Genomic DNA, 16,214 nt, shown 5'->3' with positions numbered 1-16,214 from the left:
AGTGGCTTAAGTTTACCGACAACCGTCATTCCGCTACTCGTTAGCGGAATCTATGCTGAGATACCGCGAATGAATCGCGGTATGACGTAGGACTGCTAAGATTAAAGCGACAACATGAGGTTTCTCAGCTCTGGAAATTTCACGTTTAACTGCAAAAATAGATACTTATTTAAAAAATATCCTGTGACTTTCAGTCCTAACTGAAATTCTTGGAATGAGTAGCTGTTTTGTAGGTTATTATTGTATACATCATGTAACATTTGTGGAAAAGGTAGGAGTTTATCTGCATAATAATCTCCTACTTTTTTTGACACTGCTCTACCAGTTTTTGGAGAAATAAATTGTAAATTTTCCTTAACACCTGTTACAGCGCATTTGGATAAGTCTAACTTGAATCCCAATTGCGTAAGAAGCAGAAGCTCTAAGTTAAGATAATGGCTTTGCCAAGACTGATTGTTGTGTTTAATTACATCGATGAAATATCGAAAATTGTCATACAGCACGGCACAGGGTTCACTTTCTGGAAGCACTTTTTCTAAAATAGAGGAGAAAGAAACAATAGTAATGCTTTTTAACCTATCTTGAAAGAAATGATGGAATGGAGATTCGATTAATTCGCACTTAAAAAAACCTAGATTTTCAGGTAACCTAGCACTCCATTCTGCATGTAATAGATTACTTATTTGAAACTTATAATTGCTATTGTTTGTTAGCTTAGTTAATCCCCTGCGCTTTCCATGATTTTTTGTAAACAGAGAGAGAATTAAGTTTTTATCGCCGTATTTTTTAGCAGCTATAATGATGCCTTCATCTTTCCATCTCATTTAGAGTATATTGACCGTATGATATTATAGGATAGTGCACCTAGAGCGTGTAATCCATAAAAATCACTTACTCCGTCACTGTCTGCTTCCAAAGTTTCAAGGCTATGAGAGAGTAAGTTATTGGCTGCCACTCTTCTTCCTGAGCCTCCATGCTGAGCTTTTGGTTTGCTAAATAATTGTTTGAATGATTTTAGTAGCATTACTTTTCCTTATCTGAAACTTTCGATAATTCAGCTTCTAATTCTTCTATTGTTGGCAGAGCTGTTTTTATGTTTTCTGGTAGATTCTCAGTGATTTGATATTCTGCAAGACCTATTGGTTTGGTCATGTCTCGGAGTGTATATTTAGCAAGTACATCGTCTTTAGATTTACATAAGATTAACCCTATAGAAGGTTGATCTGTCGAGTGCTTCAGTAAATCATCAACTGCAGAAAGATAAAAATTCATTTTACCAGCATATTCCGGCTTAAAATCCTTATCTTTTAGTTCAATCACTACGAAGCAACGTAACTTTAAATGATAGAATAATAAATCAATATAAAAGTCTTTATTACCAACATCTAAATGAAATTGTCTACCAACAAAAGCAAATCCTTCACCGAGTTCTAACAGAAATTTTTCCATATGTCCTACGAGTCCTTTTTCTACTTCTCTTTCATGAGCATCTTTACCTATACTTAAAAAATCAAAAATATACGGATCTTTTAATGTATAATGTGCTAAATCTGATTGTGGAGATGGTAATTTTTCTTTAAAATTAGTTATTGCTTTACCTTCACGTTTATACAAATTTGTTTCAATCTGCATAGATAAGATGTTGCGAGACCAGCCGTGTTCACGCGACTTTTTAATATACCAAAATCTTTCTTCTTTATTTTTAATTTCATACATTATTACGATATTGTGACCCCAAGGTAATTGGTCAACAGCTTGTTGACCAATTTCATTTTCGCTATATTCTCCTGCAAATCTTCTCATATACTTTAGATTTTGAATACTAAACCCCTTCATATCAGGAAAAGCATTCCGTAAATCTTTACTTAATTGATCAATAACTTTCGCTCCCCAGCCGTGTTCTCTTTGCCGTTTTAAGATTTCTGTTCCAATATAATGGTAGAGCAAGATAAGCTTACTATTTACTGCAAGCGCTGCCTTATAACGGCTTGTTGCAATATGATCCTTCAACTGCTCTAAAAGTTCTGTATATTCTTTTGCTATAATTTTTGTCATACGGTTCCTTTTAATCCATTATACAATTCCTTTGTCTGTCGAGAAGGCAATCTTTCGCTTGCCTTCAGCTTTGAAGGGATTCCTTATTGACTTCAAACTTGTCCATCAACTAAAATATATTGACTTTACGTGCAATATTAGCTTTAAACCAGTAAAACAAGCTGCTTAACATATGCGTTTTTTCTATTCTAATTATATTCTTTTTTTGTCTTTATGTTGTTTTTTGCTTTTTTCGTTATCTTCAACAAAAGCCCAAACGAATGATACGTTAGCTGTTCCTATACCACAAAGGAAAAAAGAAATAGTTGAGCACACTGTTGTAGCACAACCGAGGCAAATTATCGAAATGCAAGAAGAAGCCATTATTAACGAGGGTAAAGAATTCATTCCAATTCCAAAAAGAAAAAAAAGTGTAGAGAAGAAACTAAGAAGGGATGTCAGAGAGGCAAAGAATGAAATAGGAAACGAAAAAAGCGTTGAGAGCAAAAAGGATGAATTAGTTGTAACAGAAATTATTAACTCTATAAGAGACAAACTTACAAAATGCTGGAGCATTCCTGAAAGCATAGCTTACAAAGAAAATTTTAGTATAAAAATTAACTTATTATTATCCAGTCAAGGTGAGATAATTATGGCCGATGTAGCAGACAGTAGTTCCTATCGAGATAATCCACTTTTCAGGTCGATAGCAGATAACGCAATGCGTGCAGTATATAAATGTAGCCCATTAACCGGCTTGCCTACTCAGCACCACCACATTTGGCGTGAAGTAACACTAGACTTTATTCTATAGCTAAAGTAATTAAGGTTATGCAGCTGCATGAATGTTGTGAACGTCACATTTCACACGAAAATGTAATTCAATGATGGAATTGCGTACAAAATAGATTCCAGATACAAATGTCATGCTACTTGGGTAACATCCTTCCTAGTGGACTAAAATCACAATATTCGTGCAGTACGTGCGGGAGTAACAAAAGCTGCTTGTCTTTCATAATGTTTCGTAGCAATAGGCAGTTTTGCTTTACTTAACAACTAACTTACCATATATATGTCCATAGAACATTGGTATATAAGAACGTGCTACAACTATTAATCTTACTCACGGTCATCACTTCAGTTGCATTCTTTGGTCATTTAGTTCCAATGGAAATAAAAACCTTCTTGTACTCAGTGAGCCTGAGTATAAAAGAGGTTTTGCTATTTATAATGCCTTTTGTTATTTTTGCGTTAATCTTTAGCAGTGTTAACAATCTTAAGCAGTCAGCTATAAAGTTTATATTGTTACTTATTATAATGATCTTCTTATCGAATCTGGCTTCAAGTTTAATAGCTTATTCTGTTGGGCATTTTATCATACAAAACACTCATTCAATACAAGATATAACGTATGAAGAAACAATTGTTCCTTTATGGTCGTTTAGGCTGCCGCTACTCCTTTCTAATTTTTATGCCCTTGCTTGTGGATTTGTATCCAGCATAGTAGTGTCCACATTGCTACCCAAGAAAAGTAAAGAGCTTTCGAACAAAATGTTAGATTTAACTCTCTTTATTTTGAAGACGTTTTTGACGCCGATTATTCCAATATTTGTACTTGGGCTTGCTTTAAAAATGCAGCATGATCAAGTTTTATCTATAATATTTAAGGATTACTCAATAATTTTCATTATTATAGCATCTGCAACCTACCTTTATGTTTTCCTCTTATATGGAGCAGCAAATTCATTCAAGGTTACAAGCTGGATAGCTAGTATAGGCAATATGATACCGGCATTTATTACTGCAATGAGCACAATGTCTAGTAATGCAACTATGCCACTTACTCTTGAAGGAAGCAAAAAAAATGTAAAGCAACCTGACATAGCATCATCTGTCATACCAATAACTGCTAGCTTTCATTTAGTAGGTGATTGCTTTTTTATCATAATATTATCAATGATAATTGCCTCCGGTTATTCATTGTTCACAATAGATTATGTAACTTTTCTTCTCTATTTTTTGTTATTTAAGTTTGCTATCGTGGCAGTGCCGGCAGGAGGAATTATGGTAATGCTACCTATTCTTGAGAAATATCTCAAATTCTCTCCAGAAATGCTTTCGTTAATTACAGCATTGTATATAGTGTTTGATCCAATAATCACTTCAGCAAATGTTATGGGTAATGGTGCCTTTACTATGATGTTTGCAAAACTCCATGATAAGCTTAAGTAATGTCTATTTTAGCGATTGATACTGTAGGTATTGGTAGTTCAATAGCAATAGTTGATTATGATGGTAATTGTTTTGTAGAGCGCAATTCCGCCAGCAATAGTCATGCAGAATCATTTTTTAAAACTTTAAATACTTTATTTAATAAGCACAATTATAACTATGATAAAATAGACCATTTAGCGGTAGTAGTTGGACCAGGAAGTTTCACTGGAATTAGAGTTGGTATATCAGCAGCACAAGGTATAAATCTTGCTACAAATAAGCCATTATACGGAGTTAGTGCGCTGGAAGTTCAAGCCTACGCAATATCTTTGCTTTGTATGAATAACAAAAAAAATATCAGAGCTATAATCAAAAATGCTCAAGGGTTTTATACGCAGTTATTTGATTTCAATTTATTGCCGCTGTCTGGTCCAACTGTAGCATGTGACCCTGGTCACGCTACAAGCAGTACACATATGGATTGCAATTTAAATGCTAGCCATGCAGGGCTATTAGTTCATTATAGACTGAAGAACAAGCAAAAATTAAATGAAGTTGAGGCTCTATATTTAAATGAGCCTCAGTATATGAAATTGCTATAGACTATTTTTTTGCATACACGCAATTTGGCTAAGCTTGTGCATCTGGTTTACTATCTCTTGAGCTACTTCTTTTATACTCATATCTGAATTTTCTATCTCTATGGCACTCGGTGGTATAAATGAATCGTTAGTCCTCAATTTCTCTATAACGTTATTTACATTAATCACCCTCCTATTTTTTCTTTGCCTTTTTAATGCAATACGCTTTTGTAATGTCAGTAGATCGCACCTGAGTACTACAGGAAGGATTTCTGTGCCCATTTTTTTACTGAGCCTTACTATTAAGTCATACATCCTCATATCCTGGTCATTATTTTTTGTTAACTCATCAATAAATATGTAATTTTTTGAATCAATTGGATAATTTTCTATTACCTGAAGCATAATTTGCGTAATGCCATATATTCTATCTTGAACTTCTTTAGGAATTTGATTATGTTCAAAGACACCATTGTATATAGAGCAAATTTGAGTGTTGTTAGAGAAGCTACTATCTACAATTAATGCGTCTATCATACTGGATAATTCTATTGCTGTGGAAAGTTTACCACTTCCTGAAAGACCAGAGAGGTATATGAAAAATCCTGTTAGCTGTTTTTCTATGTTAATATTTACCATATTATCTTCAATGTTAAAATCTACATTTATAATAACACAAAAATGAAGCTTTAAAACATATGAAATATTATATAGAAAATTATTTTTATGGTTAAGATATTATGTAATTTAGAAAGATAAATTCCATATAATAACGATAACTATTTTCAAGCAAGTTACAACACAAAAGTGTTTGGTATTCAGAAAGCAAGACGGAGTGGCATAGACTTATTAGTTTACTACAAGCCTTTTTTCGTGTATAAATCTTCAGAAGATTTTAACAGGGATGTTAACAGAAAGCAAAGTAAAAAGGGATCTGGTTTACGCCTATCAAATTTTGTCCTACCTTAAGTTCGATGATCATACATATACTCACCTTTCAGTGCGTTCTGAAGATCAAAAGTCGTTTTATATTTATCCGTTTGGTATGCGTTTTGATGAAGTAGATGAACGTTCGTTAATGAAAGTATCATTTGATGGGAATGTAATTGAAGGCAAAGAATATCAATATAATAGAACTGGCTATATAATTCATGGTTTTGTTTATCAAGCAAGGAAAGATATTCAAGCAATTTTTCACTTGCATACACCTTCTATTGTAGCGGTTTCTTCTCTCAAAGATGGGCTGCTTCCTATAAGTCAATGGGCACTGCACTTTTACAATAAAATCTCTTACCATAATTATAATTCCCTAGCACTTAGCGATACAGAAGGAAAGAGGTTAATAGCTGATCTGAAAGAAAATTTTGTCATGTTAATGCGTAATCATGGATCCATAACGTGTGGTCGGACTATACAAGAAGCAATGTTCTACACATATCATTTAGAACGAGCGTGCAAAACTCAATGTTTAACGTTAGCAATGAATAAGGAGTTATCAATTCCAAGTGAAGAAATTTGCTCAAAAGCTGTAAAGGATCTCCTATCTTTTGAAAGCAATCTTGGTGAGAGGGATTGGCACGCATGGGTTAGGCTACTTAAAAGTAAGTTGTAAGAGGCTTTCGCACTACTATCTTCCATCCCATTTCTTGTTATCCAAGTGCCCTTTTCTTATCATTTTGTCATCCCAGTTGCCCTCTTCTTGTCATTTTGTCATCCAAGTAGCTGACTACTTGGATCCAGGAAACTTAATTGCAAGTAATGCATTGGGTTTGGTGAGTATGGGTTTTGCGTTATAGAATGAAACACTTTTGGTGAATTTGTAAAGAAAACTGGATCCCAGTGTCAGCTACTCGGATGACAAAAAAAGGAGCACTGGAATGACATCATAGGGGCACTGGAATGACAGCAGCCCTACGTCATACCGTCACGGTATCTCTAGATCCCGCTAACAAGCAGCGGGATAACGATTGTCGATAAACCTAAGTTACTGTAGCTATAAAAGCTTTCACAATAACCTATTTTCCTTGAAACTAAAATAGCTACTGAATGTAATAATAATGTGGTCTATTAATTCTATTCCTATACTTTGGCAAGCTTCTGCTAGTTGTCTAGTGAGAGATATATCGCTATTTGAAGGTTGTGTATCTCCGCTTGGATGATTGTGAGATATTACAATGGATGTTGAACCAATCAAAAGTGCGCGCTTGATGATCTCTCTGACATAAAGAGGAGTTTGATCTACTGTACCAATGTTTTGCAGGTCTTCTGCTATTAGACGATACTTTTTGTTCATGTAGATGACCCGAAAATTTTCCTTATTGAGGCTTCCTATACTTATTCTTAAATAATCAAGCAATTTTTCCCAGTTATCGATTATAGGCAGGTCTTTTATTTCTTCTCTTGCAGAGCGAACGAAGGCTTGTTTTACACAAAAGATGGCAGATATCGCTGCATTGCTGACATCATCAACGTTTTGCAGCGCTTCCAGGTCAGCATTAAAAACTTTATTTAAGCTGCCAAAACTTTCTATCAAACTCTTTGCTATCGGTTTCACATCAATTCTACTGTATGCTGAATATAAAATGTGCTCTAAAACTTCATAATCAAGTAATGATTGTCCATTATCTAAAATAATTTTCTCTCTTAGGCGCTTTCTATGCCCCTTTTTGTAATCTTTCATCATTAATGAATTGCTTATCTCTTGTATAATAAGAAATTAGATTTTTAAGTAAAATATTTAATAAAGCGCATGACGTACAATTGCAAGAACATTCATTTTTAAAGACAGCAAATGGTGTCATGAAAGTAGCTAACGCGAGCTCTACGTCATACCGCCGCGAACCGTCATACCGCCGCGGCGCTAACAAGAGATCCCGCTGCGGGATGACGATTGTCGTTTAGCCACAAATATTTAAGAAATTTACCAAACGAAAAAAAAGGCAAAAGAAGCCCCGTGGTTGGCTAATTACTTACATTATACTTTCAAGTATGGCGTTTTTTTATTCTAAACACTTAATAACCGCGATTTAGCTACTTTTTAATGCAACTAACCTTTAGTCATAAATGTTTAAGAAATTTACTAAACAGAAAAAAAGGCAAAAGAAACCCTAGGGTAGCTAGTTATTCACTATCCATTTTTTAAGTTGGCGTTTTTTTATGTTTTAAATGCTTTATAAGCGCATTTTAGCTTATATTAGGTAAAAACCTAGAACTTTATAAAGACATAAGGTGCACATAGTGCAAAAAATTAAACATGAGACGCCAGATACGTGAGTTTTTTTGTCATTTAATCTGTACAGAGAAGATAAATAAATAGCTTCAGTTTCATGATAAGGGGGCTGGCGGAGTTTGTCAAGGAATTTTTATGCAAGAGATCTATTGAAATGCCCCTGTAAAATTATACTATTAATTAGTGCACTATAAATTTAAAATTATAGATATGTTAAGCAGATTGGTAATTTTGCTATTAGTTTTTATACTTCCTTTTTCTTCATACTCATACCAGTTTAGAACCAAAGCAAAGCAAGCAGTAGTCTTAGATTTAGCTTCAGACTCGTTCATTTTTGACCATAATTCCGATGAAAAAATGGCCCCATCTTCAATGAGCAAATTGATGACTTTATATGTAGCCTTCGATTATCTAAAAGCTGGAATAATAAATATGGAGGATAAATTTCGAGTAAGTAGAAAAGCGTGGGAAAGGAGAGGCTCTTCTATGTTTTTGAAAGAAGGTCAATTTGTTACAGTGAGAGAATTACTTGAAGGAATTACAATAGTTTCAGGTAATGATGCATGCATAACACTAGCCGAGGGCATTGCAGGATCAGAAGAGAACTTTGTGGCTGAAATGAATGAGGTTGCACAAAATTTGAATCTGAATGACAGTCATTTTGTCAACTCAAGCGGGTGGCCAGATGGAGATCATTTTATGAGTGCAAAAGACTTGATAATGCTAGCAAAAAGGATTTTCACCGATTTTCCTGAATATTATGATTTATTTTCCGAACAATATTTGACATATAATGAAATTGCACAAAAGAATAAAAATCTTCTACTTTTTCACGATATTGGGGTTGACGGTTTAAAAACCGGTTATACAAATGCTGGTGGTTACGGCATTGTAGCATCTGCAAAACGAAATGATAGGAGAATTTTTGCTGTTGTAAATGGTTTAAACACTGAGAAAGAGCGAATAGAAGAAGCAAAAAGACTGATACAATACTCCTTAAATCATTTTAACACCAAGAAAATATTCGCTAAGGATAGCGTAGTTGAGGAAGTAAATGTTCTCTATGGAAAAGATAAAAAAGTGCCTATTACAGTTGCAAACGATGTTACCATAACTTACAACCGCAAATTACATGACCAAATTAAGGTGCGTATTGAATATAAAGATATGATACCTGCACCAATTAAAAAAGGTCAAGAAGTGGGCAAAGTTTTTGTAGAAATACCAGGTATTGAGCAACAAACCACACCTCTTTATGCAGCAAATGACGTGCAGGAATTGAATTTCGTAGAAAAGTTTTTTAGGATGTTGTTTTAAGTTTGATATTAAAGCAATTCCGAAAGAGAGATCTATTGCACTTTAGTGTAGTTTTAACTAACAATTTCTGTTACAATACAAGATTGAAATGTTACGAAAATGTGCTGGTTATATTTGTTGCTGTCTAGTATCCTAGAGATACTGTGGGCTGTAACGCTAAAGTTTAGTAACAGTTTTACTAAAGTTGTGCCTTCGATTGCAACATTGGTAATTATGATCATTAGCATTTATTTTTTATCTCTTGCAGCATGCTTTCTACCTATTAGAGTATGCTATGCAGTTTCCTCTGGAATATGCACAATTGGAATAACTATAATTGGTGCAACCGCTTTCACAGAGAATATTAATTTATCTCAAGTTTTATGTATCATTTTAATTGTAATAGGAACCATAGGGCTAAAGCTCTCTATTTAAACCTAAAGTTTATGCATGAATTGGATATATTTACTCTTATCGTCACTAATTGAAGTGTTCTGGGTCATAACACTTAAGCATAGTTGTGGATTTACTCATCTCGTACCATCAATAATTAGCATATTCTCCATGGCTCTTAGTACGTATTTACTTTCGCTCGCTACACGTTCTATACCTATCGGAGTATGCTATGCAATTTGGACTGGAGTGGGCGCTATAGGAGCTTCGATACTTGGAGTTTATCTATTTAATGAACCAGTTAATTTATTCGAAGTAATATGCTTTATTTTAGTTACATTCGGGATTATAGGATTAAAATTGTTTGGTACATAGTCCGAAGTGGCTGCCAATGGCGGCTCTTGCCGAGAATTTACGGCAATTACAGGAGTATAAAATGCTACTTAATGAACAAATTTACTGCAATTGGTATGCCTAAATTTGAAATATTCGCATAAAATTATTTACCCTGGAAAAAACTTACCACACATGACACCATTTACAACCACTCCCCTACCCTTTCTAGCTGTTTATAGCTGTTAAATCTCAGGAATTTATCAAAATATGGAGAGGCAATAAAGGGAATAGTATCTCTTAAATAATTAGATAAAAAACCAGGCAGATCATTTTTTAATTCTTGCATTTTGTATCTATAATTTTGTATAGAAACAACTTTTATTTTATCATAATCAAGTTTCCAATAAGCAAGTTCTGAGACTTCTCTTTTTGTTATATGTTCTACCGCTAAGGCTTGTAAAATTAATTGCGGAAAAAACCCCGACATCACTTCTTCATTGGAAGGTGGTGAACCAAGCTTATAGTCTATAATTGCTACTTGCCCACTTGGTAGATACTCAACTCTATCACATCTTGCTGTCAGTAAGATTTCTTGTGGGATCAGATCTCTATTCGTCATCCAAGCAGTTTCATACTGATCACAAGAACCAGTGTCACGCGCTGGAATATGAAATATCGGACAGGAAAAGCTCTTTTCCAACTCAACATAATTGCTTCGAGTTTCATCAAATTCGACAAAAGATTGAATTATCTTTTGTAGTCTTACCCACCACATATTTGAAAAATTAAACTGACTAGTCGAAAATGCTTCTTGTGCAATGCTCATTGGAGATTTTTTGTTGCGTAAATATCTTGCAAGAATGTTGTGTACCATAGTGCCAAATTCCAATATCGATGGCTTAAAATTCAAGTCTCTTAATTGTTTAAGGCCCAGTATATATTCAACGTAAAATGAGTAAGGGTTGCGGATTAGTTTTTCCACCGCGCTGCAAGACATCACCTGCATTTTTTCTTTTCTGACCTCGGTTTGAGGTTTCGGCATAGGTTGAGTACATGGAACAACACATTCAGGCGTATTTAATATTCGCAGCCAATCACGATAAGGATATTTTGACCCCTGTAACATAATTTCCAAACGCTGCAATAGAATTGGTTTTCTATGGCTTAGCGATCTTGTAATATAAACCTTACTTGCACAAAACAAATTGTGTAAAGTATAAAAAAAATACCCCTGCTCTTCTTGCGCAGAAGGAAGGTTAAATTTTTCTCTCGTAAGTGCATTCAAAAGCGGACTTTGAAAGCTTGGCGCTTCATTAAACCCAGCGAGTATTACAACTTTGTTGTGATATAAGCTGAATTTATTTAAGTCATTTGCTACAGAGAAAAACTCCTTCTCTAAAAATAAAGTCAGAATTTGGCTATATAACTCTAAGGAGCACTTAATTTCTACACCCTCACATGCATTCAAGAAGCTATAGGTAAAATTACCTATTTCACCATTTAGCTCTGAAAAATTTATACCAGATAGCATATTAATACACTGCAAATGAGTTGCTACCACATCAAAAATAGAGCAATTTATAGAACGAAGTAAAGGATTAAATATAACCTCTAACTTACTGATAATAAGTAATATATCTTCTTTGTATTTTAGCTTTTTATGGGCATTGATAGCATTTATAATATCGCTCAGGCCATTTGTACTAAAGTTGCGTAATATCTCTATTTCAAATTCAGATAAAATCCGAGTGTACTCTTCTTGAGTGTAACCAAAAGTCACTAGCCTATGTTTAAGGAGCGAAAGTAATGACACACTGCTCCAATTTGAGGTCAAAACTTCGATACTATAAAGTAGGAGCGTTATATAAGGATAATTTTCCGGTATGGCACTGTGTTGCCTTGATAAACATGCTATACGAGTTGCAAGTAATTTATCAAAGACAACCAAAGAAATGTTTTCATAACCTTCATTTTCTATAATTAATGATGTCACTTGTGCTTCTTCCTCTCTGGAATCACAAGTGATGACTTCAATATTGCCAACATGTCCACTACTAACTTTGCTTAGATCGGCAGTTGTATCAAAGACGTAATCTAGATATTCCTCAGGACTTCCTGTTATCCCAGCCCTTTCTTCTGTCATCCCAGTGCTTGACACTGGGATCCAGTTTTCATTATACAGCCACCTGGTGCGCTCATTTAAAGTTAAGTTTTCTGGATCCCAGTGTCGGAGCACTGGGATGACACCAGAACACGCTTCTGGCAGAAAACTCACATCCCTTCTATCTACATTTAAATAATCCAACAAATCTTTCAGGCAATATTGATAGTGTTTTTTATCAAGCGATTTCCAGTCTTTCTCTTTAATTTTCAAATTCAAGTTAGGCAAAATTATTTTTCCAAATGGCAGATCATATATAGCCTTGATCAACGACTTATCCTTTCCAATTCCAACAAAGATTATATGTTGGTCTTTTTGTAAAGAGATTATCATATTGTTTATGTAATCACTCTTATGTTTTAATATATCTACTACTTCTAAATCTTTTAAAGTTTTACTCCAAGTCTCAGTGAGTAAGCTTATGAAATTCTCTATTTTTTTTGAATGTTCATTAAATTGATCATAATCCGTTGTTTGGGTAGATTGAATTTTATCAAGCAGTGATGGCAGGCTATAAGCTAAATCAATTGGAAAATTATCATTATTTTTTCTATTCCACTCTAATATGAATTGAATGAGTAGCAGTGTCCTTTTTGTTGGCTTGATAACTTTAACCCTATCAAGATTTAATATTAAATCTTCCTCATCAATATTCTCTAGCGAAACTATCTCTGGCAAAATTATGCATTTTTTAGCGTTATGATTCTTGAATGCACTCAGCAACGCTATCACATCCCTCTTGCAAGGAAGTATAATTTTTACTTCAGGAATTTTTTCTCTTTCATATTCAGAAAATATGTGCTGAACCAGCACATCAAAAAGAGATTCATCCACATTAACGGTAAAAACTCTTCCCACTAACAGTAACAATTAATACAATATTTTATTGTATAGAAATTATTCAAAATATAAACGTGCTTGTATGCTATTATATATTAAAATTTTTTATAACATTACATGGCAAACATTAGAATAGAAGTTTTAAATAAATGCGAGCAAATTGGCCGCAGATGGTTAGTCAACGTTTACTCGATTTACATACGCAAAGGATTACCATCCAAATTATATGAAGAAATTTGCGGGCTATTTTATAATAAAGTCATACAAGATTGCCGTTATTATTCCTACAACGAAAACCTTGAAGAAGTTCAATATGATTTCATAGAACCACAAGCTGAGTGGGGCTTGGAAATAAGCTTTTTACCTGGCATGACCGATAATGTAGGCAACACAGTGAAACAAATTGTTAGAGAATATTTAATAAACAAGAACTACATTGATGAAAATGTTTATATCAAAGCAAGAAGTTCAAAATTGATTCTAAGTCAAGGGAATTTGCCAACTGAAGATGACATAAAACAAGAATTTAATCCTATCACTCAGTATTGCACACTTATCTGTAAGAACTATAGCTGGAAATATTATGGTAAATACAAAGCAAACTCTTCAGCGCTCTCTTACTTGTCATCCCAGTGCCCAGACACTGGGATCCAGAAAAAAGATGTAGATTCCAGTGTCAGCTACTCAAATGACACCATTAATGGCAAAGCCAAATCTGTTAACTTAAATGTAATTGACCAAGAACTTGAGAAAATCAGCAGAGATGGAATCGATGGTAACGGCACTTTAGGGCTCTCGCTGGCAGCAATGAGAGCTATAAAGGATTACTTTAAAAAACTCGGTAGAAATCCATATGATATTGAACTTGAGTCTCTGGCACAGACTTGGTCTGAACATTGTAAACACAATATTTTTTGCTCTCCTATTGATGAAATAAAAGATGGCCTGTACGCACATTATATTAAGCGTGCAACGCGTGAGATAAATTCTGACATATGCGTGTCAGTTTTCTCCGACAACGCAGGAGGAATAATTTTTGATGACGATTACTTGATTGTAGATAAAGTTGAAACTCACAATAGCCCTTCAGCTCTTGATCCATTTGGTGGAGCAATGACCGGAGTGCTTGGAGTTAATCGTGATATAGTGGGTTTCGGGAAAGGCGCGGAGCCTATAATGAATACCTATTACTTTTGCTTTGCCAAAGAAGCAAAAGGCAAATTTTATAGGGACAAGGAGCGTACTGATGAGATCTTACCACCGAAATATATAATGAAAGAAGTGATTCATGGCGTTAATGTTGCTGGTAATTGCTCTGGCATTCCAACGCAACTTGGATCGGTATATTTTGACGATAGATTTTGTGGAAAGCCGCTGGTTTTTGTTGGCAGTGTCGGAATTATTCCGCGCAGTATAAATAATGTACCTTCACACATCAAAGGGCCTAAAAACGGCGATAAAATCGTAATTATTGGCGGAAGAGTTGGAAGAGATGGAATTCACGGTGCAACGTTTTCTTCAGAGGCTTTGTCGGGAAACAGCCCTTCAACAATTGTGCAAATTGGTGACCCCATAACACAAAAAAAACTATCCAATGCCGTCATAAAAGCAAGAGATCTTGGTCTTTATAATGCAATAACGGATAACGGAGCAGGTGGTCTATCATCTTCTATTGGTGAAATGGGAAAAGACGGATTTGAAGTTGATTTGAGCAAGGTTCTCCTTAAAAACGATGGTATGGCTCCGTGGGAAATATGGATATCAGAATCACAAGAGAGAATGACCTTAGCAGTGCCAGAAGAAAATCTTCCTTCATTTAGGCAAATCATGAAAAAACATGATGTGGAGGTTTGTGTGATTGGAGAGTTTAATGAGAGTGGTAAAGCTGTTGTTAAATGTCCTGAAGGGACAGTAATAATGGATATGGAAACCGAGTTTCTGCATGACGGTAATCCCAAAGTGCATTTACAGACAAAGCCGTGGACTGGAGAGTGGATAGCTACTTGCATGACACCAGACCGAGCTTCTGAGCTCCCACTTAGTTCAATAGATGTTGAACTAAAAGAAATGCTGAGCAGACCAAACATACGCAGCAAAGAGTTCATAGTGGTGCAATATGACCACGAAGTTCAGGGTTCGTCAGTGCTGAAACCACTGCAGGGCAAGGGAAGAGTGTGCAGCGAAGCTGTTGTCTCAAGACCAGTTTTTTCCTCAAATAAAGGGATTGTAAAATCGCAAGGGTTTGGCTCAAGTTACGGAGAAATCGACACTTATCACATGGCAGCATGTGCGATCGACACTGCCATACGTAACTATGTAGCCGCAGGAGGAAATATAGACCATCTAGCGTTGCTCGATAACTTTTGCTGGTGTGACGCTTATAATCCAGAAAGGCTATGGCAGCTAAAGAGAGCTGCAGAGGCTTGTTATGATTACGCAACCGCATTTAAAGCACCATTCATATCCGGAAAAGATAGTATGTTTAACGACTTTAAGGGATATGATGAAAATGGCGAGAAAGTGATGATATCTGCACCACCTTCATTACTCATTTCAGCAATTGGAATTATAGAAAATATTGAAAATGCGGTATCGCTTGATGTGAAAATGCCGGGAGACTTGATATATGTACTTGGAGAAACACTTGATGAACTTGGTAGATCTGAATATCAATTATACAGTGGAATAGGTAATAACAACGTACCAAAAGTTGATGCAAAGAGCGCTAGGAAGTTGTATGAGCGTTACAACCAAGCAATAAAAGATGGCATAATTGCCTCTGCAATTGCACCAAACTTGGGCGGATTAATTATTGCTCTGGCAAAATCGTTAATTGCAGGAGATCTCGGTGCTGAAATCGATCTTTCACTAGTACCAATAGGGAAAACACAAAATACAGACATAATAAACAAGATAATAATGTTTTCTGAATCGCAAAGTAGAATTTTGGTTACTATTGCACCACAAAGCCAGAAGAGGTTTGAAGAGTTGTTTAAAGGTGCGGTTTATTCATGTATTGGCAAAGTAACAGAGAAAAAGGTGCTAAACATAAAGGATGTTTTAAAAGTAGATTTAAAAAATTTAAAAAATAGTTATTATATAGCTAAAGTAACTTAGGTTTACAGACAAC

The 16,214-nt window shown here is 35.0% G+C and carries 14 protein-coding genes; 8 read left to right on the top strand and 6 right to left on the bottom strand.

The features are described from left to right. Positions 1 to 101: 101 nt before the first annotated feature. From recO to AABM58_RS07005, 3 genes are read right to left on the bottom strand one after another with little or no spacing between them, the layout of a single operon-like run. A complete protein-coding gene (gene recO / locus AABM58_RS07015; RefSeq protein WP_338406761.1) occupies positions 102 to 824 on the bottom strand; it encodes a DNA repair protein RecO in 723 nt (240 codons plus the stop codon). Beyond that, positions 821 to 1,024: a hypothetical protein gene (locus tag AABM58_RS07010; protein WP_338406760.1), complete on the bottom strand. Its 204-nt coding sequence runs from the start codon at positions 1,022 to 1,024 to the stop codon at positions 821 to 823. Before AABM58_RS07010 ends, recO begins: the two co-directional genes overlap by 4 nt. Then, positions 1,024 to 2,055, bottom strand: a complete 1,032-nt coding sequence (locus tag AABM58_RS07005; RefSeq protein WP_338406759.1) for a PDDEXK nuclease domain-containing protein — start codon at positions 2,053 to 2,055, stop codon at positions 1,024 to 1,026. The genes AABM58_RS07010 and AABM58_RS07005 overlap by 1 nt, the downstream gene beginning before the upstream one ends. Before the next feature lie 172 nt (positions 2,056 to 2,227). Here AABM58_RS07005 and AABM58_RS07000 point away from each other — a divergent pair, with 172 nt between their 5' ends. The 3 genes from AABM58_RS07000 (at position 2,228) to tsaB (ending at position 4,850) form a co-directional block, all read left to right on the top strand. After that, entirely contained in the window at positions 2,228 to 2,848 is a 621-nt protein-coding gene (locus AABM58_RS07000; RefSeq protein WP_338406758.1) for a hypothetical protein, read from the top strand. 287 nt (positions 2,849 to 3,135) lie between these two features. Then, on the top strand, positions 3,136 to 4,266 hold the full coding sequence (locus AABM58_RS06995) for a cation:dicarboxylate symporter family transporter (protein WP_338406916.1): 1,131 nt from the start codon (positions 3,136 to 3,138) through the stop codon (positions 4,264 to 4,266). Further along, positions 4,266 to 4,850 (top strand): tRNA (adenosine(37)-N6)-threonylcarbamoyltransferase complex dimerization subunit type 1 TsaB, encoded by a 585-nt coding sequence (tsaB, locus tag AABM58_RS06990; RefSeq protein ID WP_338406757.1) that lies wholly within the window; start codon positions 4,266 to 4,268, stop codon positions 4,848 to 4,850. Before AABM58_RS06995 ends, tsaB begins: the two co-directional genes overlap by 1 nt. Here the strand turns inward: tsaB and AABM58_RS06985 are convergent. After that, a complete protein-coding gene (locus AABM58_RS06985) occupies positions 4,845 to 5,468 on the bottom strand; it encodes a hypothetical protein (protein WP_338406756.1) in 624 nt (207 codons plus the stop codon). The genes tsaB and AABM58_RS06985 overlap by 6 nt on opposite strands. A 265-nt stretch (positions 5,469 to 5,733) precedes the next feature. On the opposite strand from AABM58_RS06985, the gene AABM58_RS06980 reads away from it, so the two are divergent. After that, positions 5,734 to 6,441 (top strand): class II aldolase/adducin family protein, encoded by a 708-nt coding sequence (locus AABM58_RS06980; protein ID WP_338406755.1) that lies wholly within the window; start codon positions 5,734 to 5,736, stop codon positions 6,439 to 6,441. A gap of 393 nt (positions 6,442 to 6,834) precedes the next feature. On the opposite strand, the gene radC is transcribed toward AABM58_RS06980, so the two are convergent. Then, positions 6,835 to 7,509 carry a RadC family protein gene (gene radC / locus AABM58_RS06975; protein WP_338406915.1) on the bottom strand — a complete coding sequence of 225 codons (675 nt, stop codon included), beginning with the start codon at positions 7,507 to 7,509 and terminating at the stop codon, positions 6,835 to 6,837. Positions 7,510 to 8,268: 759 nt separating this feature from the next. Here radC and AABM58_RS06970 point away from each other — a divergent pair. The 3 genes from AABM58_RS06970 (at position 8,269) to AABM58_RS06960 (ending at position 10,122) form a co-directional block, all read left to right on the top strand. Further along, positions 8,269 to 9,375: a D-alanyl-D-alanine carboxypeptidase family protein gene (locus AABM58_RS06970; RefSeq protein WP_338406914.1), complete on the top strand. Its 1,107-nt coding sequence runs from the start codon at positions 8,269 to 8,271 to the stop codon at positions 9,373 to 9,375. A gap of 99 nt (positions 9,376 to 9,474) precedes the next feature. Beyond that, positions 9,475 to 9,789 (top strand): DMT family transporter, encoded by a 315-nt coding sequence (locus AABM58_RS06965; protein ID WP_064124961.1) that lies wholly within the window; start codon positions 9,475 to 9,477, stop codon positions 9,787 to 9,789. A 15-nt stretch (positions 9,790 to 9,804) separates the two neighbouring features. Further along, positions 9,805 to 10,122 carry a DMT family transporter gene (locus AABM58_RS06960; RefSeq protein ID WP_338406754.1) on the top strand — a complete coding sequence of 106 codons (318 nt, stop codon included), beginning with the start codon at positions 9,805 to 9,807 and terminating at the stop codon, positions 10,120 to 10,122. Between the two features lie 163 nt (positions 10,123 to 10,285). On the opposite strand, the gene AABM58_RS06955 is transcribed toward AABM58_RS06960, so the two are convergent. Next, positions 10,286 to 13,102: a WPE palindromic element domain-containing protein gene (locus AABM58_RS06955; RefSeq protein ID WP_338406753.1), complete on the bottom strand. Its 2,817-nt coding sequence runs from the start codon at positions 13,100 to 13,102 to the stop codon at positions 10,286 to 10,288. A 99-nt stretch (positions 13,103 to 13,201) separates the two neighbouring features. Here AABM58_RS06955 and AABM58_RS06950 point away from each other — a divergent pair, with 99 nt between their 5' ends. Next, positions 13,202 to 16,201: a phosphoribosylformylglycinamidine synthase subunit PurL gene (locus AABM58_RS06950; protein WP_338406752.1), complete on the top strand. Its 3,000-nt coding sequence runs from the start codon at positions 13,202 to 13,204 to the stop codon at positions 16,199 to 16,201. Positions 16,202 to 16,214 lie beyond the last annotated feature (13 nt).

Origin of the sequence: Wolbachia endosymbiont (group A) of Longitarsus flavicornis (assembly GCF_963931955.1) — a bacterium.
In the GTDB taxonomy this organism is placed as follows: Bacteria; Pseudomonadota; Alphaproteobacteria; order Rickettsiales; family Anaplasmataceae; genus Wolbachia.
Note: the sequence above shows the minus strand (reverse complement) of the source record. Positions and strands in the feature narration are given on the sequence as shown.